The organism is Pseudomonas sp. ML96 (assembly GCF_000761545.1).
In the GTDB taxonomy this organism is placed as follows: domain Bacteria; phylum Pseudomonadota; class Gammaproteobacteria; order Pseudomonadales; family Pseudomonadaceae; genus Aquipseudomonas.
The window spans coordinates 1-26,335 of record NZ_JPMY01000042.1 but is presented as its reverse complement, the minus strand read 5'-3'; the positions used below and the strand labels follow the sequence as shown (position 1 = coordinate 26,335).

25 protein-coding genes are annotated in these 26,335 nt (G+C 64.2%); 10 read left to right on the top strand and 15 right to left on the bottom strand.

The features are described 5' to 3' along the window. Positions 1–21 precede the first annotated feature (21 nt). Entirely contained in the window at positions 22–459 is a 438-nt protein-coding gene (locus tag IP89_RS20240) for an HIT family protein (protein WP_043311540.1), read from the bottom strand. A 172-nt stretch (positions 460–631) separates the two neighbouring features. Here IP89_RS20240 and IP89_RS20235 point away from each other — a divergent pair, with 172 nt between their 5' ends. The 3 genes from IP89_RS20235 (at position 632) to IP89_RS20225 (ending at position 3,580) form a co-directional block, all read left to right on the top strand. After that, the gene (locus IP89_RS20235; RefSeq protein WP_043311539.1) at positions 632–1,336 is read left to right on the top strand and encodes a glutathione S-transferase N-terminal domain-containing protein; all 705 of its coding nucleotides are present in this window, start codon (positions 632–634) and stop codon (positions 1,334–1,336) included. Between the two features lie 152 nt (positions 1,337–1,488). Further along, entirely contained in the window at positions 1,489–2,055 is a 567-nt protein-coding gene (locus IP89_RS20230) for a periplasmic-like protein (RefSeq protein ID WP_043311538.1), read from the top strand. 82 nt (positions 2,056–2,137) lie between these two features. Beyond that, complete coding sequence (locus IP89_RS20225; protein ID WP_043311537.1) at positions 2,138–3,580, top strand: SulP family inorganic anion transporter; 1,443 nt, start codon at positions 2,138–2,140, stop codon at positions 3,578–3,580. Positions 3,581–3,608: 28 nt separating this feature from the next. On the opposite strand, the gene IP89_RS23575 is transcribed toward IP89_RS20225, so the two are convergent. The 5 genes from IP89_RS23575 to IP89_RS20210 form a co-directional block, all read right to left on the bottom strand. Beyond that, complete coding sequence (locus IP89_RS23575) at positions 3,609–3,785, bottom strand: hypothetical protein (protein WP_177326910.1); 177 nt, start codon at positions 3,783–3,785, stop codon at positions 3,609–3,611. 76 nt (positions 3,786–3,861) lie between these two features. Then, a complete protein-coding gene (locus tag IP89_RS20220; RefSeq protein WP_043311536.1) occupies positions 3,862–4,524 on the bottom strand; it encodes a TIGR04211 family SH3 domain-containing protein in 663 nt (220 codons plus the stop codon). 242 nt (positions 4,525–4,766) lie between these two features. Beyond that, a complete protein-coding gene (locus tag IP89_RS23445) occupies positions 4,767–4,919 on the bottom strand; it encodes a hypothetical protein (RefSeq protein WP_156115094.1) in 153 nt (50 codons plus the stop codon). Between the two features lie 218 nt (positions 4,920–5,137). After that, positions 5,138–5,881, bottom strand: coding sequence for an SDR family NAD(P)-dependent oxidoreductase (locus IP89_RS20215; protein ID WP_043311535.1), 744 nt, complete (start codon positions 5,879–5,881; stop codon positions 5,138–5,140). 65 nt (positions 5,882–5,946) lie between these two features. Then, a complete protein-coding gene (locus tag IP89_RS20210; protein ID WP_043311534.1) occupies positions 5,947–6,294 on the bottom strand; it encodes a hypothetical protein in 348 nt (115 codons plus the stop codon). 456 nt (positions 6,295–6,750) lie between these two features. Here IP89_RS20210 and IP89_RS23440 point away from each other — a divergent pair, with 456 nt between their 5' ends. From IP89_RS23440 to IP89_RS20190, 5 genes are all read left to right on the top strand, one after another. Then, positions 6,751–9,327, top strand: coding sequence for a P-loop NTPase fold protein (locus tag IP89_RS23440; RefSeq protein ID WP_156115093.1), 2,577 nt, complete (start codon positions 6,751–6,753; stop codon positions 9,325–9,327). 155 nt (positions 9,328–9,482) lie between these two features. Further along, on the top strand, positions 9,483–9,695 hold the full coding sequence (locus IP89_RS20205) for a VF530 family DNA-binding protein (protein WP_043311533.1): 213 nt from the start codon (positions 9,483–9,485) through the stop codon (positions 9,693–9,695). Positions 9,696–9,786: 91 nt separating this feature from the next. Then, positions 9,787–10,674 carry an alpha/beta fold hydrolase gene (locus IP89_RS20200; RefSeq protein WP_043311532.1) on the top strand — a complete coding sequence of 296 codons (888 nt, stop codon included), beginning with the start codon at positions 9,787–9,789 and terminating at the stop codon, positions 10,672–10,674. A gap of 105 nt (positions 10,675–10,779) precedes the next feature. Then, entirely contained in the window at positions 10,780–11,616 is an 837-nt protein-coding gene (locus IP89_RS20195; protein WP_043311530.1) for an AraC family transcriptional regulator, read from the top strand. A gap of 91 nt (positions 11,617–11,707) precedes the next feature. After that, positions 11,708–12,307, top strand: coding sequence for a LysE family translocator (locus tag IP89_RS20190; protein WP_043311529.1), 600 nt, complete (start codon positions 11,708–11,710; stop codon positions 12,305–12,307). A 7-nt stretch (positions 12,308–12,314) separates the two neighbouring features. Here the strand turns inward: IP89_RS20190 and IP89_RS20185 are convergent, their stop codons facing one another. The 6 genes from IP89_RS20185 to IP89_RS20160 all read right to left on the bottom strand — a co-directional run bounded on the left by IP89_RS20185 (position 12,315) and on the right by IP89_RS20160 (position 20,405). Then, positions 12,315–13,202, bottom strand: coding sequence for a serine hydrolase (locus IP89_RS20185; RefSeq protein WP_043311528.1), 888 nt, complete (start codon positions 13,200–13,202; stop codon positions 12,315–12,317). A gap of 163 nt (positions 13,203–13,365) precedes the next feature. Then, on the bottom strand, positions 13,366–13,893 hold the full coding sequence (locus IP89_RS20180) for a DUF3087 domain-containing protein (RefSeq protein WP_043311527.1): 528 nt from the start codon (positions 13,891–13,893) through the stop codon (positions 13,366–13,368). A gap of 89 nt (positions 13,894–13,982) precedes the next feature. Continuing rightward, a complete protein-coding gene (locus tag IP89_RS20175) occupies positions 13,983–14,204 on the bottom strand; it encodes a DUF3079 domain-containing protein (RefSeq protein ID WP_043311526.1) in 222 nt (73 codons plus the stop codon). Positions 14,205–14,270: 66 nt separating this feature from the next. Further along, the gene (locus tag IP89_RS20170) at positions 14,271–15,362 is read right to left on the bottom strand and encodes a diguanylate cyclase (protein WP_256203173.1); all 1,092 of its coding nucleotides are present in this window, start codon (positions 15,360–15,362) and stop codon (positions 14,271–14,273) included. An 83-nt stretch (positions 15,363–15,445) separates the two neighbouring features. After that, on the bottom strand, positions 15,446–19,474 hold the full coding sequence (gene hrpA / locus IP89_RS20165) for an ATP-dependent RNA helicase HrpA (RefSeq protein ID WP_043311525.1): 4,029 nt from the start codon (positions 19,472–19,474) through the stop codon (positions 15,446–15,448). A 97-nt stretch (positions 19,475–19,571) separates the two neighbouring features. Beyond that, positions 19,572–20,405, bottom strand: a complete 834-nt coding sequence (locus tag IP89_RS20160) for an SGNH/GDSL hydrolase family protein (RefSeq protein ID WP_052081156.1) — start codon at positions 20,403–20,405, stop codon at positions 19,572–19,574. A gap of 223 nt (positions 20,406–20,628) precedes the next feature. On the opposite strand from IP89_RS20160, the gene IP89_RS20155 reads away from it, so the two are divergent. Beyond that, positions 20,629–22,098 carry a methyl-accepting chemotaxis protein gene (locus IP89_RS20155; protein ID WP_043311524.1) on the top strand — a complete coding sequence of 490 codons (1,470 nt, stop codon included), beginning with the start codon at positions 20,629–20,631 and terminating at the stop codon, positions 22,096–22,098. Positions 22,099–22,169: 71 nt separating this feature from the next. Further along, positions 22,170–22,556 carry a hypothetical protein gene (locus IP89_RS20150; RefSeq protein WP_043311523.1) on the top strand — a complete coding sequence of 129 codons (387 nt, stop codon included), beginning with the start codon at positions 22,170–22,172 and terminating at the stop codon, positions 22,554–22,556. Between the two features lie 8 nt (positions 22,557–22,564). On the opposite strand, the gene IP89_RS20145 is transcribed toward IP89_RS20150, so the two are convergent. From IP89_RS20145 to IP89_RS20135, 3 genes are all read right to left on the bottom strand, one after another. Then, entirely contained in the window at positions 22,565–24,220 is a 1,656-nt protein-coding gene (locus tag IP89_RS20145; protein WP_052081155.1) for an amidohydrolase, read from the bottom strand. Between the two features lie 100 nt (positions 24,221–24,320). Beyond that, a complete protein-coding gene (locus IP89_RS20140) occupies positions 24,321–25,445 on the bottom strand; it encodes an agmatine/peptidylarginine deiminase (RefSeq protein ID WP_043311522.1) in 1,125 nt (374 codons plus the stop codon). Between the two features lie 92 nt (positions 25,446–25,537). Continuing rightward, on the bottom strand, positions 25,538–26,266 hold the full coding sequence (locus IP89_RS20135; protein ID WP_043311520.1) for a TorF family putative porin: 729 nt from the start codon (positions 26,264–26,266) through the stop codon (positions 25,538–25,540). Between the last annotated feature and the right edge of the window lie 69 nt (positions 26,267–26,335).

The following is a 26,335-nucleotide window of genomic DNA, read 5'->3' as shown; positions in this document are numbered from 1 at the left end:
CCCTCTTCCCCAGCCGATTTCTCAGCCGTTGATGCGCTTCACCAGCCGCGCCTGCAGCGCCTTGAGCTCCTCGGCGTCACCCTGATTGGTGGCGTGGATGCCCAGCTTGTCGCCGTCGTAGCGCGGCACGATGTGCACATGGATATGGAACACCGTCTGCCCGGCCGGAGCGCCGTTGAACTGCGCCACCTGCACACCGGCCGGCTCCAGCTCGTCGACCACCGCCTGGGTCAGCTTGCGCACCACGGCCATCAGTTTGCCCAGGTTGGCGTCGTCGATCTCCAGGATGTTGCGCGCCGGGGCATTCTTAGGGATCACCAGGCAATGGCCGTAGGACTGCGGGAACAGGTCGAGGAAGGCGAGCACGTCCTCGTCCTCGTACAGTTTGTAGCAGGGCGCCTCGCCGCGAATGATCTTGGCGAAGATGTTCTGCGCATCGTATTGACCGTGCAGGCTCATGGTGAAGGCTCCGTGACCCGGTTGAGAAAGCACGCACCATACCGGCTCGGCTCCGCGCAGGGAACCTGCGGCGGATCAGCCGGGTCGATGGCCATTAGCACAAGGTTCGATTTCATCCGCCGCGCGTGAGATGTTCTGATCGCCGCACCACCCAACCGAATCAGGGAACCCCATGACCGACCTGTCCGCCTTCCCCATCACCCACAAGTGGCCCGCCCAGCACCCCGAGCGCCTGCAGCTCTACTCGCTGCCCACGCCCAACGGCGTCAAGGTGTCGATCATGCTGGAAGAGCTGGGCCTGGCCTACGAGCCGCACCTGGTCAGCTTCGAGACCAACGACCAGTTCACCCCCGAATTCCTCTCGCTGAGCCCGAACAACAAGATCCCCGCCATCCTCGACCCTAACGGGCCAAACGGCGAGCCGCTGGCCCTGTTCGAGTCCGGCGCCATCCTCATCTACCTGGCCGACAAGACCGGCCAACTGCTGCCGCAGGACCCGGCCCAGCGCTACCAGGCCATCCAGTGGCTGATGTTCCAGATGGGCGGCATCGGCCCGATGTTCGGCCAGCTCGGCTTCTTCCACAAATTCGCCGGCAAGGACTACGAGGACAAGCGCCCGCGTGAGCGCTACGTGGCCGAGTCCGCCCGCCTGCTCGGCGTGCTCGACCAGCACCTGGAAGGCCGCGACTGGGTGATGGGCAGCGAATACAGCATCGCCGACATCGCCATCTTCCCCTGGGTACGCAACCTGATCGGCTTCTACGAGGCCGGCGAGCTGGTCGGCTTCGAGCGCTTCGCCAACGTGCGCCGCGTGCTCGACGCCTTCCTCAGCCGCCCGGCGGTGCAGCGCGGTTTGAATATTCCCAAACGCGGCTGATGGCCACGGGTCACGGCTTGTCGAGCACCACGCCACTGGCGAGTGGTCGTTCACAAGCCGTGCGGCTGGAACCCGCGCGGCGGTAGATGCATCGCGCGGCGGCTCCGGGTATCTTCTGCGCCCAGTCGAATCAGCCAGAACCCGTAGTCCCTATGAGCAGTACCCTCGTTCGCGCCGCCCTCCTCTGCCTTGCGGCGCTCAGCAGCACCAGCGTCCTCGCCAAGGTCGAGGTCGAGTCCGGCGAACAGAAGCCTCTTGGCCGCGTGCTGGTGGCCAAGGTCTCCGAGGAGATTTCCCCCGGCGACTACGACGCCCTGCTCAAGGGCCTGCGCGCCCACCCCGGCAAATTCGCCCGCAAGATTGTCCTGCTAGACAGCATCGGTGGCAGCGCTGCCGAGGCCATGCGCATGGGCCGCCTGCTACGCGAGACCGGTTTCGACAGCCTGGTGCCGTCCACCGGCGTGTGCCAGGGCAGCTGCGTCTACCTGCTGGCCGCCGGCCTGAAGAAGACGGTGAAAGGCCACGTCGCCATCCACCGCCCGCCCTTCCCCGCCGGCGACTCCGCCCAGTCCAGCCGCGCCGGCATGCCGTACAACGTGAGCGGCTACCTGAGCAAGATGGGCGTGGCGCCGAGCCTGGCCAGCGACATGCAGGCCATCGAGCCGCAGCGCATGAAGGTGCTTACCGCGCAGGAACTGGCGCGCTACCGGCTGAACTGATCACTATCTGCACAGTGCGGCTGGCCCTAGCGGCCGCCGCCCCGTACCATCCGCCCTCGTTCCCGCCGCTCTCGCATAGCCCATGAAAATCGCCCGTCTGCGCGCCGACGTTCTCGCCGGCCTCACCTCGTCCTTCGCCCTGGTGCCCGAGTGCATCGCCTTCGCCCTGGTGGCGCAGCTCAATCCGCTGATGGGGCTGTATGGCGCGTTCATCATCTGCACCATCACTGCACTGTTCGGCGGGCGGCCGGGGATGATCTCCGGCGCGGCCGGCTCGATGGCGGTGGTGATCGTCGCGCTGGTGGTGCAACACGGCGTGCAGTACCTGCTGGCCACGGTGCTGCTCGGCGGGTTGCTAATGATCCTGTTCGGCGTGCTGCGCATGGGCAAGCTGGTGCGCATGGTGCCGCACCCGGTGATGCTCGGCTTCGTCAACGGCCTGGCCATCGTCATCGCCCTGTCGCAGCTGGAGCACTTCCACGAGGGCGAAGGCTGGCTCAAGGGCACGCCGCTGTACTGGATGCTCGGCCTGGTGGCCCTGACCATGGCGGTGGTCTACCTGCTACCCAAGCTGACCCGCGCGGTGCCGCCGGCGCTGGTGGCGATCCTCGGCGTCGGCCTGTTGGTGTACTTCCTCGACCTGCCCACGCGCACCCTCGGCGACATGGCACAGATCGCCGGCGGCCTGCCGCAATTCGCCCTGCCGGACATTCCCTGGAACCTGGAAACCCTGCGCATCATCGCGCCCTATGCAGCGCTGATGGCCCTGGTCGGCCTGCTGGAAACCCTGCTCACACTCAACCTCACCGACGAGATCACCCAGAGCCGCGGCCACACCAACCGCGAGTGCGTGGCCCTCGGTGCGGCCAACGTGGTGTCCGGCGCGTTCGGTGGCATGGGCGGCTGCGCGATGATCGGCCAGACCGTGATCAACCTCAGCTCAGGCGGCCGAGGCCGGCTGTCCGGCGTGGTCAGCGGGGTGATGATCCTGCTCTTCGTGCTGTTCCTCTCACCGCTGATCGAGCTGATCCCGCTGGCCGCGCTGGTCGGGGTGATGTTCGTGGTGTCGCAGCAGACCTTCGCCTGGGGCTCGCTGCGCGTGCTCGGCAAGGTGCCGGCCAACGACGTGCTGGTGATCGGCGCGGTGACGGTGATCACCGTGTTCACCGACCTGGCCACCGCCGTGCTCTGCGGCATCATCGTCGCCGCGCTGAACTTCGCCTGGCATCACGCCCGCGAGCTGTACGCCGACAGCGACGAGCAAGCCGACGGCAGCAAGCTGTACCGCGCCCACGGCACGCTGTTCTTCGCCAGCACCACGCCCTTCCTCAACCTGTTCGACGTGGCCAACGATCCGCAGCAGGTGACCCTGGACTGCCGCCACCTGAGCTTCGTCGACTACTCGGCCATCGCCGCGCTGAAGACCCTGCGCGAGCGCTACGAACGCGCCGGCAAGCACCTGCGCGTGGTGCATCTGTCCGAGCGCTGCAAACAACTGCTGAAACGCGCCGGCGCCGAAGACTGAGGTACCGGTTGGGAGCTGAAGCCAGCCTCTAGGACTTGGCTTCCGGCTTCTTGGCCTGGGGCTTGGACCAGTGGGCCTTCCTGGAGTCGGCGGAGAGGCCGGTAGTGCCAATGGCGATCTGGGTGATCTCGCCGCCCTTGGTCAGGAACGCTTCGATTTGCTCATCCAGCTTCAGCTGCAATGAACTGTTGATCGGTTCGTACATGGCGGCGCTCCTTGCTCAGATGAGCGCCTCACTATACAGACTCCGCCGCGCCTGGCCGGTTAATTCTCGATCAGCCTCACACCCAGCCGTCATTACGCTTGCGCCGCACGCGCAGCATGGTCGGCAGGACCAGCCCGGCCAGCAGGCCGGCGCCGGCGATGCTGCTGCCGTAGACCATGTAGCGCATCAGCACCTGCTTGTTCTCGTCGCCCAGCTGCGCCTGAGCCTCGCGCAGGTCGGCCTGGGCTTGAGTCAGCTGGCTGTTCAGCTCGGTGCGCGCCACCTGCAGCTCGTCGATCAGCGTCTTGCGCGAATCCAGCGTCTCCTGCATGCCCTGCACACGGGTCTTCCAGGTGTCGTCGATGCCCTTCAGCTCGGCGCTCAGGTCGGCCACCTTCTGCTCCAGTTGCGGCAGGCGCTCGGCCTGGCCGGGCACGCTCTGCAGATCGCGGGTGGCAATCCACACGCTGTCGCCGTTGTCGCTGCGCACCTGGCTGTAGTCGCCCTGGCTGCGCAGCAGCTCGACCTTCTGCCCGGAGGCGAGCGAGCCAACGATGCGGTAGCCATCGGTGGGGCCGCTGCGCACATAGGTGTTCAGGCTGTCGCTGACCCAGCGTGAGCTCTGCGCGCCCTCCTCGGCCTGCACGCCCGCCGCCCACAGCGAGCCCAACAGGCAAGCGGTGAGGACACGGGGTTGGAAGGAAAAGGCAGTCGCGGAATACAGACGGGACAGGAGCATGGGCAATCTTCACCAGACAGAGGAACGAAGCCCGCAACGCGGGCGCGAACATGCCGGCACCCGCGCAGTGCGCGAAAAGGCCGACGGGTGACTGACCGCGTGACACCCGTCGAGTTCACCGACCGGCGGCCAAGCCGGACGAGCTGCCCCGGCCGCGAGAACGATGCGAAAGCGCCATCAGCGCCGCTGGCGGAAGGCCATTTGCAGCGCTCGGCGCACCGGCCTGCGCGGCGCGCAAGGCCTCATTCGGGCAGGTCTTGCGGGTCGCCCTCGTTGGAGCGGCTGCGCGGCTGCTCGCCGGTGATCGACTCGTCCGGCTGCTCTTCCTTCGGTGGCGGTTCGTTGGAATGCTTGGGTGGAACTGGCGGCGGGTTGGCCGGTTGGCTCGGTTTCATGCATCACCTCCACGGGACGGTCCCGGTATGAATTGGAGGACGGCGCATGGCCGAGCGTTCCGGCTATAGAACTGCCAAGAACCCGCTCAGGCTCTTCTGAATTAGAGCCAGACAAGGCAAAAACGGCCGAGGAAGCGGAGTTTACGAAGTGTAAATGAGCATTCCGAGGCCGTTTTTAACGCAGTATGGCCGCGAGTCAGGAGAGCATGAGCAGGTTCTCAGCGGAGTGTGTAGCCCTTGTCGACCACCCAGTCCTGGCCGTAGACACCGCGTGCGCCGTGAGACAGCTGGAACAACACCACCTCGGCCACCGCCTCGGAGCTGAGGAACTCGCCATCCACCAGGCGCGCATTCACCTCGCTGGCGACCCCGGCCAGCGCCTCGTCCGGCAGGCCCAGGCTGTTCCAGATCGGCGTGGCGGTCGGCCCCGGCGACACCAGGTTCAGGCGCACGCCCTCGCCCGCATGTTCCAGCGCCAGGCTGCGCACCAGCGCCGACAGCGCCGCCTTGCTGGCGATATAGGCGCCCAGGCCGACGAAGCCCAGGTGACGCAGGAAGGTGCTGATGAACACCACCGACGCCGGCCCGGCCAGCTGCGCCTTCAGCGCATAGAAGGTATTCACCGCGCCGGCACCGTTGACCCGCCACTGCTCATCGAAAGCCTGCAGATCGCTACCCGGCGCCAGCTTGGCGATGCCGGCGTTGGGCACCAGGTAATGCACCTCGCCCAGCTCGGCGGCGCGCTCGGCCAGCGCCTTGAGCGAGGCATCGCTGGTCACGTCACCCTCCTGCCAGAACAGCTGCTCGGGATAACGCGCCAGCAGCGGCTCCAAACCACCCAACCGGCGCGACATCGCCAGCACCCGCGCGCCGCACTGCAGCAGCAACTCGCTCACAGCCAGACCAATACCGGAACTGGCGCCAGTCACCACCGCCAGGCGTTGTTCGAATTCGTTGTTCATCACTACCTCGGAAACAGAAAGAGAGAGTCACGCCCCGGGCGGCGCCCGGAGCGAAGGCAAAGAAATCAGCGATAGAGGATTCGCCCCTGGCGCAGCTCGACCTGCTGGCCCGGCTCGAAGCGCTGCTTGGGCGAGCGAATCCAGCGTTCCTCGCCCTCGTCGTCGCGCACGATGTAGGCAGTGCCGGTGTTGCCGCTGGCGCTCTGCACCTGCGCCCCACTCCAGCCACCGACCGCCGCGCCGACCACGGCCCCAATCGGCCCACCAGCAGCGGCGCCGACCATCAACCCGGTCAGCCCACCGAAACCGGTGCCGACCGAGTTCTCTTCCTTCTCCGCCACCACCTGGGCGGCCTGAATGGATTGCACGGCCAACAGGCCGGTAGTGAAAGCAAGCAAGGCAAAGCGATTCATCTGAGTTTCTCCGTTGTATAGGCGTTGCGCCGGGAGCTACTCAGGATTTGTGCCAGGTATTTTTCTGTTTAATTTCAGTTAGTTGAGAAAAATAGAGGTCGCTATGACAGCACTGAATCGCTGTCGATAGGACATGGTGGATGGTCGGAATGACAGCGAAGCGGCACTCGATCTCCCTATAGAACGAAAGGACAAGTTGCGTGACGGGCTTCTCATTGGATAAGTTCGGCAAACGCTAATGGCGATGCGCCAGCCAGAACGCATCACCGAATAGGATGTTGGCCCATAGGCCAGTTAGCCGAGTAAGTCGGCGCGACAAGGAACTCGCTATGCGCTTTGGATTCTGGAAGCTGCTTTCTTTTCATACATTCACTAAGCATCCCCCCTAGTTAAATATTTCGCTCCATTTAGCTCTTCCTTGTAAGTAATCAGTTCCCGTGCACCGCATTTAAATTCATGAATTTCTCATATGGTGCAGATGGTTTTGACGAACCTAAAAAACAAAAACAGCAGACTTCAAAAATGAATGAACCTCTCGAAAAAATTCCAGCACTAATCCAAGAAATAAAAAGCAAGAATTTAAACGAAGCAGATACACGCCACCAAATTATCGACGTCATAATTCACAATATTCTTTCCTGGCCCAGAAATAGAGTATCACTAGAAGAACACATTCACTCAGGATATGCTGACTACATACTAAAGAAACAAAATGGGGAAGCATTACTATTCATTGAGGCCAAGAAAGAAGGTACTTTTTTCGAATTACCAATCCCCCACAAACAAGACGAAACCTCCTGCTTCATACAAATAAGCAAATTAATCACAAATACAAATATAAAATCCGCAATGAATCAAGTGAGAGCATATTGCTTTGATAGCGGATGCGAGTACGCATGCATTACAAACGGACACTCTTGGATATTCTTCAAGAGTTTCGAAAAAGGAAAAAAATGGGAAACCCTACAAGCCTTTGTAATCAGGGACCTCTCTTATTTTGAAAAAGACTACACAAAAGCAATAAACACATTCTCATTCACCGCAATAAACGAACATTCGACACTGCCTTCCCTGCTAAATAGCACGCACCCAAAAGACCGAGGAATTTTCTTCCCAAAAGAGAAAATACCATCATACGCACATACGATTACTGCTAACCGTCTAGCATCTTCACTTCGACCTATAGCAAATCACTATTTTGGCGTAATAAAAGATCATGACACAGAGTTCATGGAGCGCTGCTATGTATCTCAGAGAGAGTACCAAAACACACACGAGGGAATGAGGAGCCTGATACAAGACTCATTGACCCCATACCTAGAGTCCCACAACATTCAACAGCTTGGCGACACCGGAAAAGGAGGGCAACTCGGTGGAAAATTAACAAAAAATCTCAAAAACAAAAAACATGGAGAAGTTCTTGTTCTGTTTGGAGGGAAAGGAGCGGGAAAATCCACATTCATTAAACGTCTTCTTCATCATAACCCTCCACGATGGCTAAAAGAACATGCAATTATCGCAATCATAGATTTATTAAAAACACCCGAAGACATACAGGTGATAAGAGAATCCATCTGGCAAACACTTATCGATGAAGTTGACAAAGAAAAACTTCTAGACGCCCCCAGAGGAGAACTCATCGAAAGATTATTCAACGACAAATTCCAAGTAGCATTGAAACAGGATCTCTCAGGCCTAGATCCAAAATCAGAAACATTTAATGTAAAGCTAAACCAGTTAGTCTCCGAATGGAAATCCGATAAAAAATATTGCATTAAGAAAGTCGCGAATTACTGGAGCACACTAGACAAGGGGATAATTGTAGTTGTCGACAACACGGACCAGTACTCATCTACAGTCCAAGATTTTTGCTTCTCTTCGGCCCAAGAAATATCCAATGAACTTGGATGCGCCACTTTAATATCCATGAGGGAGGAAAGGTTCTATGACTCAAAAATTCACGGAGTCCTAGACGCCTTTCAAAATTCTGGCTTCCACATTAGCTCCCCTAGACCCTCAGAAGTATTCAAAAGACGCCTGGACTATACAATAAGCCTACTTCAAAACGACTATAAACGACCTGAAATAATCCCCAGCCAAGACAACAAATTAATACAAGATTGCTCAACGTACTTAGAAATACTAAATAAAGCATTTTCAAACGATCAGTCACCGCTAAATAGTTTTCTCTCCGCATGCGCCCATGGGGACATACGCCTTTCGCTAGATCTTTTTAGAAGCTTTTTGCTGTCCGGATATACTAACGTAGATGAGATGATTTCGGCTGGAAGATGGGACTTCCAAATACATCAGGTTATAAAACCAGTGATGATCCCCACCCGCTATTTCTATGATGAGAACCTAAGCGACATACCGAACATTTATCAATTACGTTCCAACAGAAACAGCTCTCACTTTACAGCCCTTAGAATCCTAAGAAAACTTGCAAAAACAGTAGAATCATCGACCCCATCTTATTTATCAACCGCCGAATTACGCTCTTACTTTGCAGAAACATTTAACATGGTTGATGATTTCGAAAAAAATACAGACATCCTGCTAAAACACGGCTTCATAGAAGCAAACAACAGACTAGACACATATTCAGAAAATGTAGATAGCGTAAAAATAACGAATTACGGAATCTACATGATAAATGAATTGGCCTTTTACTTCTCCTATCTTGACCTAATCTGCACAGACTGCGGAATATATTCAGAACAAACAAGTAACTACCTTACCGAGGCAGCAAAAAAAGAATACAACCTCTTCAACAAAGGGGACCGCTTATCTAGAGTTCAAGTTCGTCTAGAGCGCGTAGAGGAATTCATCAATTATCTAAAAACCGAGGAAGCTCGAGAAAAGGAATTTTACTCACTAGGAATGCCAGAAGACGAAATGTTCACATTCAAAGCCGCAGTAAATTTCCATCCAGAAAAGGAAAGAGTTATAAAAAGCGCAGCCAAACAAAAAAATCTATCTACACCTCCAAAAAAATTCTTTAAACGGCGTAAACCATGGCAGTCAAAGTGAACTTCACGGCACGCTCTATTTCCAGATCGTGTTTAAACGGGTGAAAGCTTGGATTAAACCCCAGAAAAATATCCACCTAGCCATCCCCTCTCCCGTAAATGGTAGAGGGGAGTTACAGTGCCCGCCCCAACGCCCCCAGCCCCGAGCAAACCCCGATGAGCAACGACCCCCTCCACGGCCTAACCCTGAAAGCCATCCTCCAGGCCCTGGTCGACAAACACGGCTGGGACCGCCTCGGCCAGCTCATCGCCATCCGCTGCTTCACGCACGAGCCCAGCGTCGAATCCAGCCTCAAGTTCCTGCGCAAAACGCCTTGGGCGCGGGAGAAGGTCGAAGCCCTCTATATCAAGGACATCGCCGGCCGCTGAGGCGCGTAGCCGCGACCATCCGGCAGACCGGCCTATCCGCCACCGGCCAACGCGGTCATAGACGGGACCAGCCACCCTTCGCGGAGGTCCCATGCAACCGCCCACCCAGGTTCTGCACCAACGCCTCGACCTCGATGGCGTCGAGGTCTTCTACCGCGAGGCCGGCCCGCCCGATGCGCCGGTGCTCCTGCTGCCCCATGGCTACCCCTGCTCCTCCTACCAGTTCCGCAACCTGATGCCGCTGCTGGCGGACCGTTGGCGGCTGCTGGCGCCGGACTTTCCCGCCTGCGGCTACTCGGCCACGCCCTACGACTTCACCTATGACTTCGACGGCTATGCCGACTTCCTCGCGCGCTTCGTCGGGCACCTGGGCGTCGAGCGCTTCGCCCTGTACCTGCACGACTTCGGCTCGCAGATCGGCCTGCGCCAGGCCATCAGCCGGCCGCAGCGCATCACTGCGCTGATCGTGCAGAACGGCGATATCTACGAGGATCAACTGGGGCCGCGCTATGCGACGCTCAAGCAGTTCTTCGCCAACCCCAGCGAGGAGGCGCTCGGCACTCTGGCCGAGGCGGTGAGCCTGGCCGGCTACCGCGAAGAGTTCCTCAACGAGGTGGAGCCGGCAGTGGCGGCGCGCATCGCGCCGGACCTGTGGCAGCTGCACTGGGCGCTGACCACGCCGCTGCGCAAGCGCATCGCCCTGCAGGTGATCGCCGGGCTCAGGGAGAACCTGGCCTGGTTCCCGCACTACCAGGCGTACCTGCGCCAGCACCAGCCGCCGACGCTGATCCTCTGGGGCCCGCGCGACGGCTACATGCCCGAAGGCGCGGCGCGCGCCTACCTGCGCGACCTGCCGGACGCCGAGCTGCACCTGTTCGAGGATGGCGGCCACTGGCTGCTGGAGACGCACCTGCAGCAGGCGGCAGTGCTGATCCGCGACTTCCTCGGCCGCACCCTGAGCGATGTGCAGCAGGGCTGAGCCGGGCGGACGAACGGCCCGGCGCCCTGCACGAATCTTCTAAACCCGGCCGCGCAAACCGGTTAAGGTCGGGACTCGCCCCCTTCACCGCCAGCGGAACGCGCCGTGAGCACACGCAACTGGATCGACTTCAAGCAGGATGCCGACACCGGCATCGAGTCGATCCGTGCCCATTTCGAGGGCCACGCCTACGACCCGCACTGGCACGACAGCTACCTGGTCGGCGTCACCGAGCAGGGCGTGCAGCAGTTCAACTGCCGGCGCGAGAAGCACATGAGCACGCCGGGCAAGGTGATCCTGCTGGAGCCGGGGGAGATCCACGACGGCCATGCGCCGACCGAGGAAGGCTTCACCTACTCGATGCTGTACATCGACCCGCAATGGCTGGAGCGCGAGCTGCACGCGCTGTTCGAGCATGCGCCGGCGGATAGCACGCCGAGCTTCGCCAGCATCCTGAATAGCGACAGCCGCCTGGCCGGCGCCATCTTCCGCGCCTTCCACACGCTGCACGAGGGCGACCTGCGCATCGTGCGGCAGACCGCCATCGACGACCTGCTCGGCACCATGACCAGCCGCCTGCAGTGGCGCAAACGGGAGAACCCGGACCCGCGCCTGCCGCTGGTGGCGCAGCGCGCCCGTGATTACCTGCACGCGCACTACGACCGCGACATCGGCCTGGATGAGCTGGCCCAGGCCTGCGGGGTGGATCGCTTCCGCCTCAGCCGCGCGTTCAAGAGTGCCTTCGGCGTGGCGCCGCATGCCTATCTGATCCAGCTGCGCCTGGCCAAGGCCCGCCAGCGCCTGGCCCGTGGCGAGACGCCGGCGGATGTGGCGAGCGCCCTCGGCTTTGCCGACCAGAGCCACCTGGGCCGCTGGTTCCGCCGCGCCTACCAGCTCACCCCCGCCGACTACCGCCGCCGCTGCTCAAAGCTTCCAGACTGACCCGCCGCTACATCGCACCATTCTTCTCAATCAACGAGGAGATCCTGTCATGCGTCGTATCCACTTCATTCGCGGCGGGAGGGCCTGAGCCATGCAAAGCCTGCTGCCCTTCCTGCTGTTCGCCTTCGTCGCCACCATCACGCCGGGACCGACCAATATCCTGGCGCTGAGCCACGCCGCGCGCTTCGGCCTGCGCGCCACCTGGCCGCTGGTGCTCGGCGCGTGCATTGCGGCAGCGCTGATCGTGATGCTGGTCGGGCTGGGCCTGGGCGAGGCGCTGCTGCGCTACCCGCGCGTGCAACTGGCGATGAGCTGGCTCGGCGCGCTGTGGCTGAGCTGGCTGGCCTGGCAGCTGTGGCGCAGCGCAGCCAAGCCGCTGAACACCGAGGCCAGCGGCCAGCGCGAACTGGGCCCGCTGGGCGCGGCGCTGCTGCAGCTGGTCAATCCCAAGGTGTGGATGATGGCGGTCGCGGTGGTCAGCGTGTTCGCCGCCGGCAGCGAGGACAAGGTCGCGCGGGTGCTGCAGCTGTCGCTGATCTTCCTGCTGCTGGCGATCCCGAGCATGAGCGCCTGGGCTTTGCTCGGCGTCGGCAGCGCGCGCCTGCTGCAGTCGCCGCAACGCCTGCGCACCTTCAATCAGGCACTGGCACTGCTGCTGTTGGTCTCGACCTGGCTGGCGCTGTTGCTCTAGACGCCGATCAGCGCGGGGCGGCGAGCGCGGCGGCCAGCTGGTGTACGGCTTCCGCCTCGACCTTGCCCTCTTCCGCACCGGCGGCGAACACCGCGCAGGTGGCTGAGCGCTCACCCTGGGCGCAGTGGTAGACCGCCACCACGCTGCCCGGCCCGCCACCGGTGTGGCCGCTCAGCAGCAGGCCGTTATCTGCCGGGCCCTGCATCAGGCCCAGCGCATAGCCGGGTGAAGTCCATGGCCGGCCGGGGATCGGCCCGCCCAGCACCCGCACCTCGCGCATGGCTTGCAGCAAGTCAGGCGGCAGCAGATCGCCGTTCTGCAGGCGGTCGAGCAGCAGCGCCGCCTCGCCCAATGGGCCAACCAGCAGGCCGTGGTAGACCCAACCGGGGTGGTAAGCGCTGGCGCTGCCCATGTCCACGCCCTGCAGATCGGCCGGGGTGGTGGCCAGGCGCACCTGGCTCAGGCCCAGCGGCGCGAACAGGCGCTGCTGCAGCGCCTCGCCCAGAGCCAGGCCGGTGCTGCGCTCGATAAGCCGCGCCACATACAGATAGCCGACATTGGAGTAGCGCCAGCCTTCGCCCGGCAGGTAGCGCAGGCGCGTGGCGTCGAGGCGCTGCAGCATGTCCTCGGCCGACCAGGGGGCGTCGTGGCGGGCGACGGCGGCGTGGTACTCGGCCAGCTCACCGTAGTCGGCCAGCCCGGTCTCGTGGCGCAGCAGCTGGCGCAGGGTGAACGGGCCTTCGGCGAGCGGCTCATCGAGGTCGAGCAGGCCGTCACGCACCAGGCTCAGGGCCGTGGCGGCGAGCACCGTCTTGGTGAAGCTCCACCAGGGCACACACTGGGCGGGCTGGGTGGCTGGCTGCGGTTGGCCGTCGACGATGAGGCAGGCGTGCATGCTCGGCTACTCGGTGGGGTTCAGAACTTGTTTACGATCTTCTGGATTAGAGCCAGACAAGGCAAAAACGCCCGAGGAAGCGCAGTTTACGAATGGTAAATGAGCATTCCGAGAGCGTTTTTAACGCCGTATGGCCGCGAGCCAGGAGATCGTAAACAGGTTCTCAGACCTTGATGCTTTTGACTGCCTCTATCCAGGCCAGGTCGAGGTGCTTCTGCTCCACGTCCAGCCCGCGCTGCTCCATCAGCTCGCGGTGGGCATCGATCTCGCGGACCAGCTGGCTCAGCTCGCTGGTGTTGCCGTCCAACTGGTACATCTGGCGCAGGCCCAGGTGGTAGAAACGCAGCAGCTTGAAGGCGTTCTCGTCGCCCGCCGCCACGCCGACCTTCACATGGTGCATGACGTTGGTCACGCGCATCAGGCTGCGTTTGAGGCCCCAGCCGTAGGCGGCCGCCGCCATGAACGGGCGGTGCCACAGTTGCAGGCGCACCACGCCGATGGTCAGGCCCATGCCGAACAGCACGCCGAGCAGGTTCCACTTGAAGTTGTCGCCGGGCGGACCGCCGAACAGCTTTGTGCTGGCGGTGGCGCAGAGCATGGCCAGGGCCAGGAAGATGGCGATGATGACGAAGGTGCTGCGGCGGGTCTGCTGGCGGTAGAGCTCGGGGCTCATGGTCTGGAGTTCGAACATGACGGTTCCGGGGCGTTGCGGGGAGCGCCACCTTGCCCGATTGGGGCCGGCGGGTCGAGCGGCAGATGATGACAAGGCTTGAGTGGCGCTTACTTGCGCGTGGCCGCCGGCGGCTCCAGGTGCTTGGCGCCGGGCTCGGGACTGATGGCCAGATCGCCGAACCTGTACCAGTCCTCGCCGAAGGTCTCCACCGGGTGCATGGTGCGTTCGGCGCCGTTGCCGCAGGCCAGCGCGCCGCTCGGGCAGTACAGGTCGCAGCCCCAGCACAGGCGTTCGGGATGCGGCGGGTTGAGCGGGAATTTCTTGGCCATGCCGTGCCTCGCTGATTGCGCTGGCCACAGCTTACGCAGGCGCCGCACCGCGGCCCTTGATCTCGATCAGTGCACTTCGATGCGGTCGCGGCCGCCGGCCTTGGCCTTGTACAGCGCGCGGTCGGCGCGATCGAGCATGTGCTGCGGGCTCTCGTCGCCACGGAACTGGGTGATGCCGAAACTGGCGGTCTTGCGCAGCACGGTGTCGAAGTCGAACTGGCGGATACGCGCCTGCAGGGTGCGCGCGGCGGCCTGCGCCTGCTCGGCGTCGATCTCCGGCAGGATGATGAGGAATTCCTCGCCACCCAGGCGGCCGACCTTGTCGCTGGCGCGTACGTTGTCGCGCAGCAGCGCGGCGAACTGGCGCAGCACGCTGTCACCCACGGTGTGGCCGTGGTGGTCGTTGACGTGCTTGAAGTGGTCGATGTCCAGCAGGATCACCGAGAACGGCGTGCCGTAGCGCTGGGCGCGGCCGATTTCCTCGACGAACAGCTGGTCGATGCGCGCGCGGTTCCACAGCCCGGTGAGGCCGTCGATGCTAGCGCTCAGGGCCAGGCGGCCCTGGTCGAGGAACATGGTCTTGTGCGCCTTCTCCAGCACCATGGCGCAGAGCAGGCCGAAGGAGAACGCGGCCAGCACCCAGATGAAGTGCAGGCGATGGGCGCCGGGCTGCAGGGCGTCGACCAGGGTCAGCGCCATCAGCACCAGCGCCGAACAGGAAGCCGTCAGCGTGGCCTGGCGCAGGGTCAGGCCGGAGACGGTGAAGGTCCACATCAGGTTGAGGTAGATCTCCGGCACGAAGTAGGCGAAGTCCGGGCTGCCACGGTTGAAGGCGAGGTTGGTAAGCACCGCGCTGACCGGCGCCACGCACAGGATGGCCAGCATCCAGCGGTGCCAGGCAGGGAAGTAACTAGCCACGCCGACTGCCAGCAGCGCCAGCGGCACCAGAATGCCGTGGGCGAGCAGGCGCAGGCCGAGATGATCCTGCGCCACGTTCTGCTCGATGGCGGCGTAGATCAGGTACAGGACCATGGTCAGGAAGGCCACCGAGCGGATCTGCGGCAGCTTGGCCTGGCTGTACCAGCAGGCGAACTCCTGCCGCGTCTCCTCGGGCATGCCGTGCAACGGGTCGAGCAAGCGCTGCAGTCTCTCGATCAAGGTCAATCCGCACTCCCCGCCATCTTCTATGGATGGTTCAACTGTGTCGGCCGAGCTTGCTCAGGCATGAATGCAGAATGCCATCACGCCTCGACCTGGCTCCACTGCTTGCTCAGCCGCTTGTCGGACACCGCCATCTTGGTGCCGAGCTGCTGGGCGAACAGCGACACGCGGTATTCCTCGAGCATCCAGCGATACAGCACCAGCTCGGCGTCGCGCTTGCCCTCTTGGGCGTGCTTGGCGGCTCTAGCCTGGTACTGCTCCCAGGCGGCAGTCAGCTCGCCGGTCCACACGCGGTCGCGCTGCACCTGGCTGCCGACCTTGTCCAGGCGCTGCTCGATGGCCTTGAGATAGCGCGGGATTTCCTTCAGCCACTCGCCCGGCGTCTCGCGGACGAAGCCGGGATAGACCAAGTTGGCCAGCTGCTGCTTGATGTCGTTGAGCGCCATGGCCTGGGCCAGGTCGATCTTGCCCTTGAAGCGCTTCTGCAGGCCGTGGGCGAGTTTGAGGATGTCCAGCACCAGCTTGGCGATGCGCTCGGCGTGAGCGGTCCAGTCGCCGCGCTTCTTCTCGGCCAGGGCCGCCAGGGCTGCGCCATCACGGGGCAGGCTGGCTTCGCCGTCGAGGATGCAGGCGTCCAGGCTGGCCAGCAGGATGTCTTCGACCAGCGCCTCGGGCCGGCCCATTTCGCGATACAGCAGGCCCAGCTCGGTGAGGCCCGGCAGCTTGCCGCGCAGGAACTTGGCCGATTCGGCCAGTTGTTGCAGCAACAGCTTCTGCAGGGCACGGCGGTGCTGGAAGTCGGCCTCGGCCTGGGTCGGGAAGCGCCCTTCCTTGACCACCCCGCCCTCTTCCACCAGCGCCGGGAACACAGTCATGGAGAGGCCGGCGATCTTCTGCTGGGTCTTCTCGGCGACCTGGGCGAAGGCCTTGGCTTCGACCGGCTTCTGTTCCTGCTTCTGCTGCGGAATGGCCAGGGCAGCCTGGCTGGCCTCGGCGAAGCGCGCGGTCAGCTCGGCCAGGTCGCGGCCTTCGCCGAGGAACTTGCCGCGGGCGTCGACCACTTCCAGGTTCATCTTCAGATGCGCTTCCAGCTGCTGCGCTGCTTCCTCCCAGGCTTCGTCGGAAACGCGGGCGCCGGTCATGCGGGTCAGCTCGCGGCCGAGCGATTCGGGCAGCGAGCCCTGGCCAAAGGCGATCTTCGACAGGGCCGCGCCGACGAAGTCCGGCACCGGCACGAAGTTCTTGCGGATCGCCTTGGGCAGGTTGCGCACCAGGGCGATGGCCTTGGCCTCGATCAGGCCCGGCACCAGCCACTCCAGGCGGTCCGCCGGCAATTGCGGCAGCAGCGGCGCCGGCACGCGCAGGGTCACGCCGTCGCGCGGGTGATTGGGCTCGAAGTGGTAGGTCAGCGGCAGTTGCAGCTCGCCGAGCTGGAGGATGTCCGGGTACTGCGCGGCGGTGACTTCCTTGGCGTCGCGCGCCAGCACGTCTTCCTCGCGCATGATCAGCAGCTGCGGGTTCTTCGTACTCTCGCTCTTGTACCAGTGCTCGAAGGTGGCGGCCTGGTGGATCTCGGCCGGGATGCGCGCCTCGTAGAAGGCGTACAGGGTTTCCTCGTCGGCGAGAATGTCGCGGCGACGGGCCTTGGCCTCCAGCTCGTCGAGGCGCTCCAGCAGCTCGCGGTTGGCCGCCAGGCACTTGGCGCGGCTGTTGATCTCGCCGCGCACCAGGCCGTCGCGGATAAACAGCTCGCGCGAGGCCACCGGGTCGACCGGGCCGAAATGCACCGGGCGGCGGCCGACCACGATCAGGCCGTACAGGGTGACCTGCTCGAAGGCCACCACCTGGCCACGGCGCTTCTCCCAGTGCGGCTCGAAGTGGTTCTTCTTGATCAGGTGGCCGGCCAGCGGCTCGATCCAGTCCGGCTCGATCTTGGCCACCTGGCGAGCGAACAGCTTGGTGGTTTCCACCAGCTCGGCGGTCATCACCCAGCTCGGCTTCTTGCGCCCGATCACCGAGGACGGGTGAATCCAGAAGCGCCGCTGGCGCGCGCCGAGATAATCACCGTCCTCGGTCTTCTGGCCGATCTGGCTGAGCAGGCCGGACAGGATCGCCTTGTGCACCGCGGCGTAGCTCTTGGCGCGCTGCGCCGCCTCGCCAGCCTCGGCCTGCTCGCGGACGATGACATTGACCTTGGTGTCGGTGGTCGGCTTGGCCTTCTGCTCGCCCTGAGCCGGGCGCTCGCGCTTGCCGTCCGATTTGCCAGCGGACAGCTGCAACTCGCGGGCGATCAGCACCAGCTGGCGGTGGGCATCGCGCCACTCGCGCAGGCGCAGGTAATTGAGGAAGTTCTTCTTGCACCAGTTGCGCAGCGGGTTGCTGCCCAGCTCCTGGCGCTTCTCCTCGAAGCCGCGCCACAGGTTGATCAGCGCGGCGAAATCGGAGTCGACGTCCTTCCACTGCGCGTGGGCCTGGTCGGCGGCCTGCTGGCGCTCCATCGGCCGCTCGCGCGGGTCCTGCACCGAAAGCGCCGAGGCGACGATGAGGATTTCATCGAGACTGCCGAGCTTGGCCGCCTCCAGCACCATGCGACCCAGGCGCGGGTCGATGGGCAGGCGCGCCAGCTGGCGGCCGATGGGCGTGAGCTGGCTCTCGCGGTTGACCGCCGAGAGTTCCTGCAACAGGGTGAAACCGTCGCTGATGGCCTTGCCATCTGGCGGCTCGATAAAGGGGAAGTCCTCGATGCTGCCCAAGCGCAGATGGAGCATCTGCAGGATCACCGCCGCCAGGTTGGTACGCAGGATTTCCGGATCGGTGAATTCGGGGCGGCCGAGGAAATCCTCCTCGCTGTACAGGCGGATGCAAATGCCCGGCTCGATCCGGCCACAGCGGCCCTTGCGCTGGTTGGCGCTGGCCTGCGACACCGCCTCGATGGGCAGGCGCTGCACCTTGGCGCGGTAGCTGTAGCGGCTGATCCGCGCCGTGCCGCTGTCGATCACATAGCGAATGCCCGGCACGGTCAGCGAGGTTTCGGCGACGTTGGTGGCCAGCACTATCTTGCGCCCGGCCATGGGCGCGAAGATCTTCTGCTGCTCGGCCGGGGTCAGCCGCGCGTACAGCGGCAGCACCTCGGTGAAGCGCAGGTTGGCCTTACGCAGCACCTCGGCGGCGTCACGAATCTCACGCTCGCCGGGGAGGAACACCAGCACGTCGCCAGGGCGTTTGCCCTCTGCACTTTCATGGGCGGAGATCTCGTCCAGCGCGGCGAGGATGCCCTGGTCGACGGTGAGGTCGTCGAGCAGGCTCTCGCCCTCCTCGTCCACCTCGGCGGCCAGCGGGCGATACCAGGTTTCCACCGGATAGGTACGCCCGGACACCTCGATGATCGGCGCGTCCGGAAGGCCGGCCCCGTTGAAGTGCTTGGAGAAGCGCTCCAGGTCGATGGTCGCCGAGGTGATGATCAGCTTCAGATCGGGGCGACGCGGCAGCAGAGTCTTCAGGTAACCGAGCAGGAAGTCGATGTTGAGGCTACGTTCGTGGGCCTCGTCGACGATGATGGTGTCGTACTTCTCCAGGAAGCGGTCGTGCTGGGTCTCGGCCAGCAGGATGCCGTCGGTCATCAGCTTGATCAGGCTGCTGTCGCCGGAGTGGTCCTCGAAGCGCACCTGGTAGCCGACCAGTTCGCCCAGCGGCGTGCCGATCTCCTCGGCCACGCGGGTGGCCACGCTACGCGCGGCCAGGCGGCGCGGCTGGGTGTGGCCGATCAAACCATGCACGCCGCGACCCAGCTCCAGGCAGATCTTCGGCAACTGGGTGGTCTTGCCCGAGCCGGTCTCGCCGGCGATCACCAGTACCTGGTGTTTCTCCAGCGCGGCCTTGATCTCGTCACGCTTGGCGGCGATCGGCAGGGCGTCGTCGTAGCGAATCGTCGGGATGCTGCGCTTGCGCGCCTCAACCTTGGCGCAGGAAGCCTGGAAACGCTCCAGCCACTGCGCCAGCTTGGCCTCGTCCGGCTGTTTCTGCAGCTCGTGCAGCTGGCGGCGCAGGCGGTGACGATCGGCCTGCATGGCCAGGTCGAGGTTCTTCAGCAGGGAGGCGTGGTCGGTCATCGGCGGGCGGGCAATCGTGGCAAAGGCGCGATTGTCGCAGATTCCGCCGCCGCGTTGCGCCCCGCGCCGTGGATGGCGCGAGACGCTGCGGAACGGCTCAGCGGGTGGCAGTCACCGGCAGGCTGCGTAGCTCCTGCGGCACCGTGCGCAGGGCCAGGTCCTGGGACTGGATCGCGGCCCAGGCATAGCCCTGCAGATCGCCCGGTTTGATCTGGCCGAGGTGGGCCAGCTGCTCGGCGGCAGGCGTCGGCGGCGGCGTGCCGTAGATCAGCGCATAGAACACCGAAGCGGCCAGGTAACTACCGGCGTAGCTCGGGTGGCTGCCGTCCTCGATGAACAGCTGCGGCTGCGGCGAGACTGCCAGCGCGCGCTGCCAGGCCTGGCCGACCGGCGCCAGCAGTGCGTGGGTCTCGTTGGCCAGGCCGGTGTAGACGCTGTCGAGCTGCGCCTGCATGGCCGGCTTGGCCTGCCGCGCCCAGGTCAGGTAGAGGATCGGCTGGGCGCCGGCCTTGCGCGCGGCGGCGGCCACCCGGCGCACGTACTCGCGGGTCAGGTCCGGGTTATCCACCGGCATGGTGCTGAAGTCCTGGATCACCACGTAGTCCCAGTGCTGGCTGGCGATCACCTTCTGCACCTCGCCGCGCTGCCAGTGGGCCTGCAGGCTGGCGCCGCCGAAGGTCACGTCGCGCACCTGCAGCGGGCGTGGCTGGATGGCCTCGACCGACATGCGCTGCACCATCTGCGGCAGGTCGTTGTAGAAGGTGTAACTGTTGCCGACGAACAACACGCTGATCGACTGGCCCGGCAAGGGTGCCTGGGTGGTGGAGCCAATCACTGGCGTTTCGGTCGGCAGATCGCCGGCCAAGGCTTGGCCGACAGCGGCCACTCCCAGCATCCAGGCCAGGAGGAAGCGACGCACGAAAAGATGCATGAAAATCCCCCGGGAAGCGCAACGGCGCGGGCTCCAGGCCCGCGCGACCGGCGCAGATTATGTTATTGCGCGTCTGTCGCAATGCCTGAACCGGGCATGAGCGACGAGAGGTCATACCGTTCAGCGGAGTTCCCAGCAGCGTTGACCGTGATCAAGGTCCGCAGCCGGCGATTGGGCAAACTGTGGCGAAATGCCACTTCTCCTGCGTGCAGATAAAAAGACCATGAAAAACTGGATCCTCAACCTCTCCCTCAAATACAAGTTCTGGGCGGTCAACCTGGTGGCCTTCGTCACCACTCTGCTGCTGGTGCTGTTCGCCATGCAGCAGGAACAGGCAGGCCGCGCCGAGGCCGCACGCGAAGCAGCGCAGGCCTCGGCGCGCCTGCTGGCCAGCTGGCCGGCGGCCGCGCCGCTACCTGCGGATGCCCGCGTAATCAGCTTCGCTCGTGGCAGCAAGCCGGCGCTGCCCGGTGTAAGCGGCAGCGAGCGCGGCTGGGTCGACCTCGAACATGACGGCCTGTGGGGCAACGATCCGTTGATCGGCGCCTGGCTGCAGGACGCCGGCGACGGCCAGCGCGTGGCGGTGACCGCCAGCGCGCCGAGCCTGTGGCAGATATTCGAGACCCGCGCCGGCGCCTACGCGGCCTGCGTCATGGTGCTGATGCTGCTCCTGCTCGGCGCCTCGCAGTTGCTGATCCGCTTCATCCTCAGCCACCTCAACCAGCTCAAGGACGTGATGCTGCACGTCGAGCGCAGCGGCGACCTGTCTGCCCGCGCCGAACTCAACAGCAACGATGAAGTGGGCCAGATGGCCAACGCCTTCAACGCCATGCAGGCCGGCTACCAGCGCGTGGTCGGCACCGTGGCCCAGGCCGCCGCCAGCCTCGACGATGGCGCACGGCGCCTGGCCGGCAGCATGGAGCGGGTACGCGGCGGCATGCTCGGCCAGCAGAGCGAAACCGACCAGGCCGCCACCGCGATCAACGAGATGTCCGCCACCGTGCACCACATCGCCCAGCACGCCGCCGACACCCGCGACCAGTCCACCGAGGCGGATCGCCTCAGCGGCGTCGGCCAGCAGGTGGTCGGCCGTGCCAGCCAGGCCATCGCCAGCCTGTCGCAGGGCGTGCAGCAGACCGCCGAGATGATCCAGCGCCTGAACGACGACAGCCGCACCATCGGCGGCATGGTCGAGACCATCCACGGCATTGCCGAACAGACCAACCTGCTGGCGCTCAACGCCGCCATCGAGGCCGCCCGCGCCGGCGAGATGGGCCGTGGCTTTGCCGTGGTCGCCGACGAGGTGCGTAACCTGGCCAAGCGCGTGCAGGACTCCACCGACGAGATCACCCGCATGATCGGCAACCTGCAGGCCGCCAGCCGCGACGCGGTGGAGTTCATGCAGGAGAGCTCGCACAAGGCCGACCACTGCGTGCAGGAAGCCAACGCCGCCGGTGAAGCGCTGGGCGACATCGCCCGCGCGGTGGCGCTGATGCGCGAGAGCAACACGCAGATCGCCGTGGCCGCCGAGCAGCAGAGCCAGGTGGCCGAGGAGATGACCCGTTCGGTGGTGGGCATCCGCGATGTCACCGAGCAGACCGTGCAACAAACCCTGACTTCGGCCAGCACCAGCGGCGAGCTGGTCGGCCTGGCGGAGGAGCTGGGCAAGGCGATTCGCAAGCTGAAGCTGTAGACGGGTCGACTGTGCGGCGCCACGCGCCTGGACTAGCATTCGCCGAAACCGGTTGGCTGGCGAGGTAGAACATGCTCAAGGCGCGTCTGGCGGTAGTGCTGCTCGGCATCCTGCTGCCCTATCTGGCCCGCCTGCCCGGCGGCCTCGGCTGGCTTGCCCAGTACACCAACACGGGGCTCAGCGGCGCTACGTTCCTCGGCCTGTTCAATGCCATCGCCTGGGGCGCCATCCTGCTGATCAGCCTGCTCTACCGCCGGCCGCTATCGGTGCTGGCGCCAGCCGTGCCCGGCTTCCTCTTCCTGGCCTGGGCGCACTACCAGCTAGACCTCGCCGCCGATGCCCAGGCGGCGCTGGGCATCGTGTTCTTCCCAATCTACGCGCTGCTGCCCATCCTGCTCGGCGGCGTGCTCGGCTACCTGCTGGAGCGCCGTGCGCGCCAGACCCAGCAGCCGGGCTGACGCCCGCTTCAGAACCCCGCCGCGCGATACACCTCTTCGCCACCGAGCAGGGTCCACAGCACCTTGGCCTGGCCGATCTGCGCCGGCGGCAGCTTGAAGATGTCACGGTCCAGCACCAGCAGATCGGCCTGCTTGCCCACCTCCAGCGAGCCGGTACTGTCCTCCTGACGCAGGGTATAGGCGGCGTCCAGGGTATAGGCGCGGATCGCCGCGTCCAGATTCGGCAGGCCACGCGCACCCAGGCCCAGAGCGTTCTGCATGATGCCCAGCGGCGACAGCGGGTTCACATCCCAGTCGGAACTCAGGGTGACCCGCGCGCCGCTGTCATACAGCGCGCGCATCGGCAGCATCTGGTAGGCACGTTGGCCGATCAGCGGCTGGTTGTCCTTGAGGAAGGACGGGGTGAAGTACGGGCTGGGCTGGAAGTCGGCGATCACCCCCAGTTGGCGGAAGCGCGGAATATCCGCCTGATCGACCAGCTCGACATGGGTCAGGCGATGACGACCACGGCCGGCCTGCTCGATGGCGTCCAGCGCATCGCGCACCGCCTGGTCGCCGATGGTGTGGATATGCAGGTCGAAGCCGCTCGCCGCCAGCTCGCGGGCGTAGCGCGCCAGGCGCTCGGGGCCGAAGTAGTACAGGCCGCGCGGATCGACGCCGGCCAGGCTGTGCTGGTAGGGCTGGCGCAGGCGCGCGGTGGTGTTGTGCACGATGCCGTCGACATACAGTTTGATCTGGGTGATGTGCAGCAGATCGTCTTCATCGCCCGGCTGGTACAGCGCCTTGAGCTGGGCCAGTTGCTCGCCATCGTCCAATTGTGGATAGGCCCACAGGCCCAGGCTGGTGCGCGCCTTGAGGCGATCCTCGCGCGCCGCCTTCTGCCAGGCCTCCAGATGGCCACGGCGCCAGAACACGCGGGCGTCGGCCACCGAGGTGATGCCGTTGCGCGCCAGCTCGTCCTGGCCGTCCAGCACCGCCTGGTAATACAGCTGCTGTAGCGCCTTCGAAGGCGGCAGGGCCTTGTCCATCACCAGGTCGCCGGCATTATCGAGCACCACGCCGGTGGCCCTGCCCTGCGGGTCGCGCAGGATCACGCCGCCCTCGGGATCATCACTCTCGCCGTCGAAACCGGCCAGCTGCAGCGCCTTGCTGTTGAGCCAATAGGAGTGAGAGGTCTCTTCCATGATGGCGATGGGCAGGTCGGGGGCGATCTCGTCGAGCAGCGCGCGCGGGCTCTCACCACTGTCGAGCAGGGTGTGCAGGCTGAAGCCGCTGCCCAGCAGCCACTCGCTGCGGGACTGCTCGGCGCACCCGGCGATCTCGTCCAGCCACTGCTCCAGCGTGCCGTCCGCCTCCAGCGGGCAGTAGCCCTGGGCCTCGGACGACGCGTCCAGCACATGTGCGTGGCTGTCCTGGAAGCCGGGCAGCACCAGGCGCCCGCCGAGGTCGACGAACTCGGTGTCGTCGTCGGCGTATTCCTCGACCTCGGCGCGGCTGCCAACGGCGAGTATTTCGCCCTCCTCGCTCACGGCCAGGGCCTCGGCCCAGGGCTGGTCGGCATCCACGGTGTAGATGCGGGCGTTGTGCAGCAGCAGGCTGGCGGCCTCCTCGGCCTGGGCCAGCGGCGCCAGCAGCGCCGCGCAGAGCGGCAGACAGCGAAACATGGAGCGATCCTCAAGTAAAAAAGCCATGCCCGAACGGGCATGGCACAAGTGCGAGGGAGTTGGTCGATCCCTCGATGGGAGCAGGTCAGGAAAGGCTAGATCACAGACGCGGCATGTTCTTGGTCACGCAGTGGATGCCACCCCCGCCGCCAGCGATCGGATCGATGTTGACCTGGACGATGACACGGCCCGGATAGAGCTGGGTGAGCAGGTCCTTGCAGTACTTGTCCGCCGCCGCGTCGCCGAACTGCGGAGCGATCACTGCACCATTGATCGGCAGGTAGTTGATGTAGCCGGGGGCGAAGTCCGGGTTGTTCTGGGTGTAGACGTTGCTGCGCTTCTTCAGGGGTGGCGGCAGGGTGTGCACCACCAGCTTGCGGCCGTCAGCATCGGTGGCGTTCTGCAGGATCTGCAGGTGAGTGCGGGTCACCGCGTAGTCGTAAGACTTGGGGTCGTTGTCCAGGTTGGCGATGACCACCCCCGGCTTGACGAAGCGCGCGTAGAAATCGACGTGGGCGTCGGTGATGTCCTTGCCCTTGATGCCGGGCAGCCAGATGATCTTGCGCAGGCCGAGGTTGGCCTTCAGCTCGGCCTCGATCTGCGCCTTGCTCATGCCGGGGTTGCGGTTGCTGTTGACCCAGCAGCTCTCGGTCATGATCGCCGTGCCGTGGCCATCCACCTCGATGCCGCCACCCTCGCCCACCAGCTGGCTGCCGACGTAGCTGGCGTCCAGCTCGTAGCTCAGGGTGTCAGCGACCATGGTGTCGTTGCTCGAGCGCTGCTTGCCGCCCCAGCCGTTGAAGTTGAAGTCGACCAGGCCGCGGCCACCCTGGCCATCGACCACGAAGCAGCCACCGTAGTCGCGCACCCATACATCATCCAGCGGCATGGTGAGGAACTTGATATTGCTGGTGCCGCACTTCTGCTTGGCCTGGGTCAGCTGGTTAGCGCGGCACAGCACGGTCACCGGCTGGTACTTGGCGATGGTCTTGGCCAGCAGGGCGATGCAGTCGTTGACCGGCGTGGCCCAGTCCTCCCAGATCGCCGTGGAGGCGGCGAAGGCGAGGATCACCCGCTCCTGCGGGGCGTGCTCGTCGGGCATGTACCAGCTGCCGGCCAGGGCGGCGCGCGCGCGTGGCGCACTGATGCCCAGACCCAGGGAGGCGACGGCGCCGAGACTGGCGGCCATCGTCAGGTGCTTCATGAAATCGCGACGCGTAGACATGGTGTGTCCCTCTTCTCGTTGGGGGTTGTGCTGCGCCATCAATGGCTTGCTGCTCCCTGGCGAGACGGATGGGCCGGCGGCCCATGGCCGGCTCAAAAACTCTTGTTGGCACCCAGCACCAGGGTCGCCGAGCAGACGTCGTCGAAGCCCATGTAGTTGGCGCACTCGTTGTCCGAGAGATCGGTGTCGACGTAGCTGGCCGACCAGTTCAGGCCGAACAGCTCCTTGCTCAGCTTGAGCTGCCATTCGCGGTAGCTGTCGCGGGTGTCGCCGCTGCCGTCGAGGAGCAACGGGTCCTTGAGGTCGACGTTGCCGTAGCGCAGGTCCAGGGCCACCTCGGCCGGCAACAGGGTCTCGTAGCCGACGTAGCTGTACAGGTAGCTCTGGTCGCCGCCGAGGTTGTCCGAGTAGTAGGCACCGAGCTTGGCACCGTAGGCGGTGAGCTGGCTGAAGTACTCGCCGTAGTTGAGCGCGCTCTGCCGCGGGTACTCGTACTGGAAGTAGGCGGTGTCGAGGCTGATGTCGTCGCTGATCTGCCAGTTGTAGCCGGCGTAGTAGTCGATCTCCTGGCGGGTCTTGCTGCCCAGGCCGAAGTCGACGTTGGAGCTCCACACCCCGGCGTACAGGCCGCTGCTGTGGCTGAGGGTGGCCGAGCCCTGCAGCGCCGGATCGTTCTGCGTCTGCGAGATACCGCGGGTGCGGTAGTCGCTGTAGACGCCGGCATCCAGGTACAGGGCGAGGTCTTCGTTCAGCTCGATGGCCTGGCTCAGCCCCCAGGGGGCAAGCAGTGCGAGGGCCAGGGCGGCCTTGGGGTACGACATGGTGAGGCTCCTTTCTTGTTGTTCTGTGGGCATGGCTTCGCCGTGCCGCGCCGGTGGGCGCGGCATTGG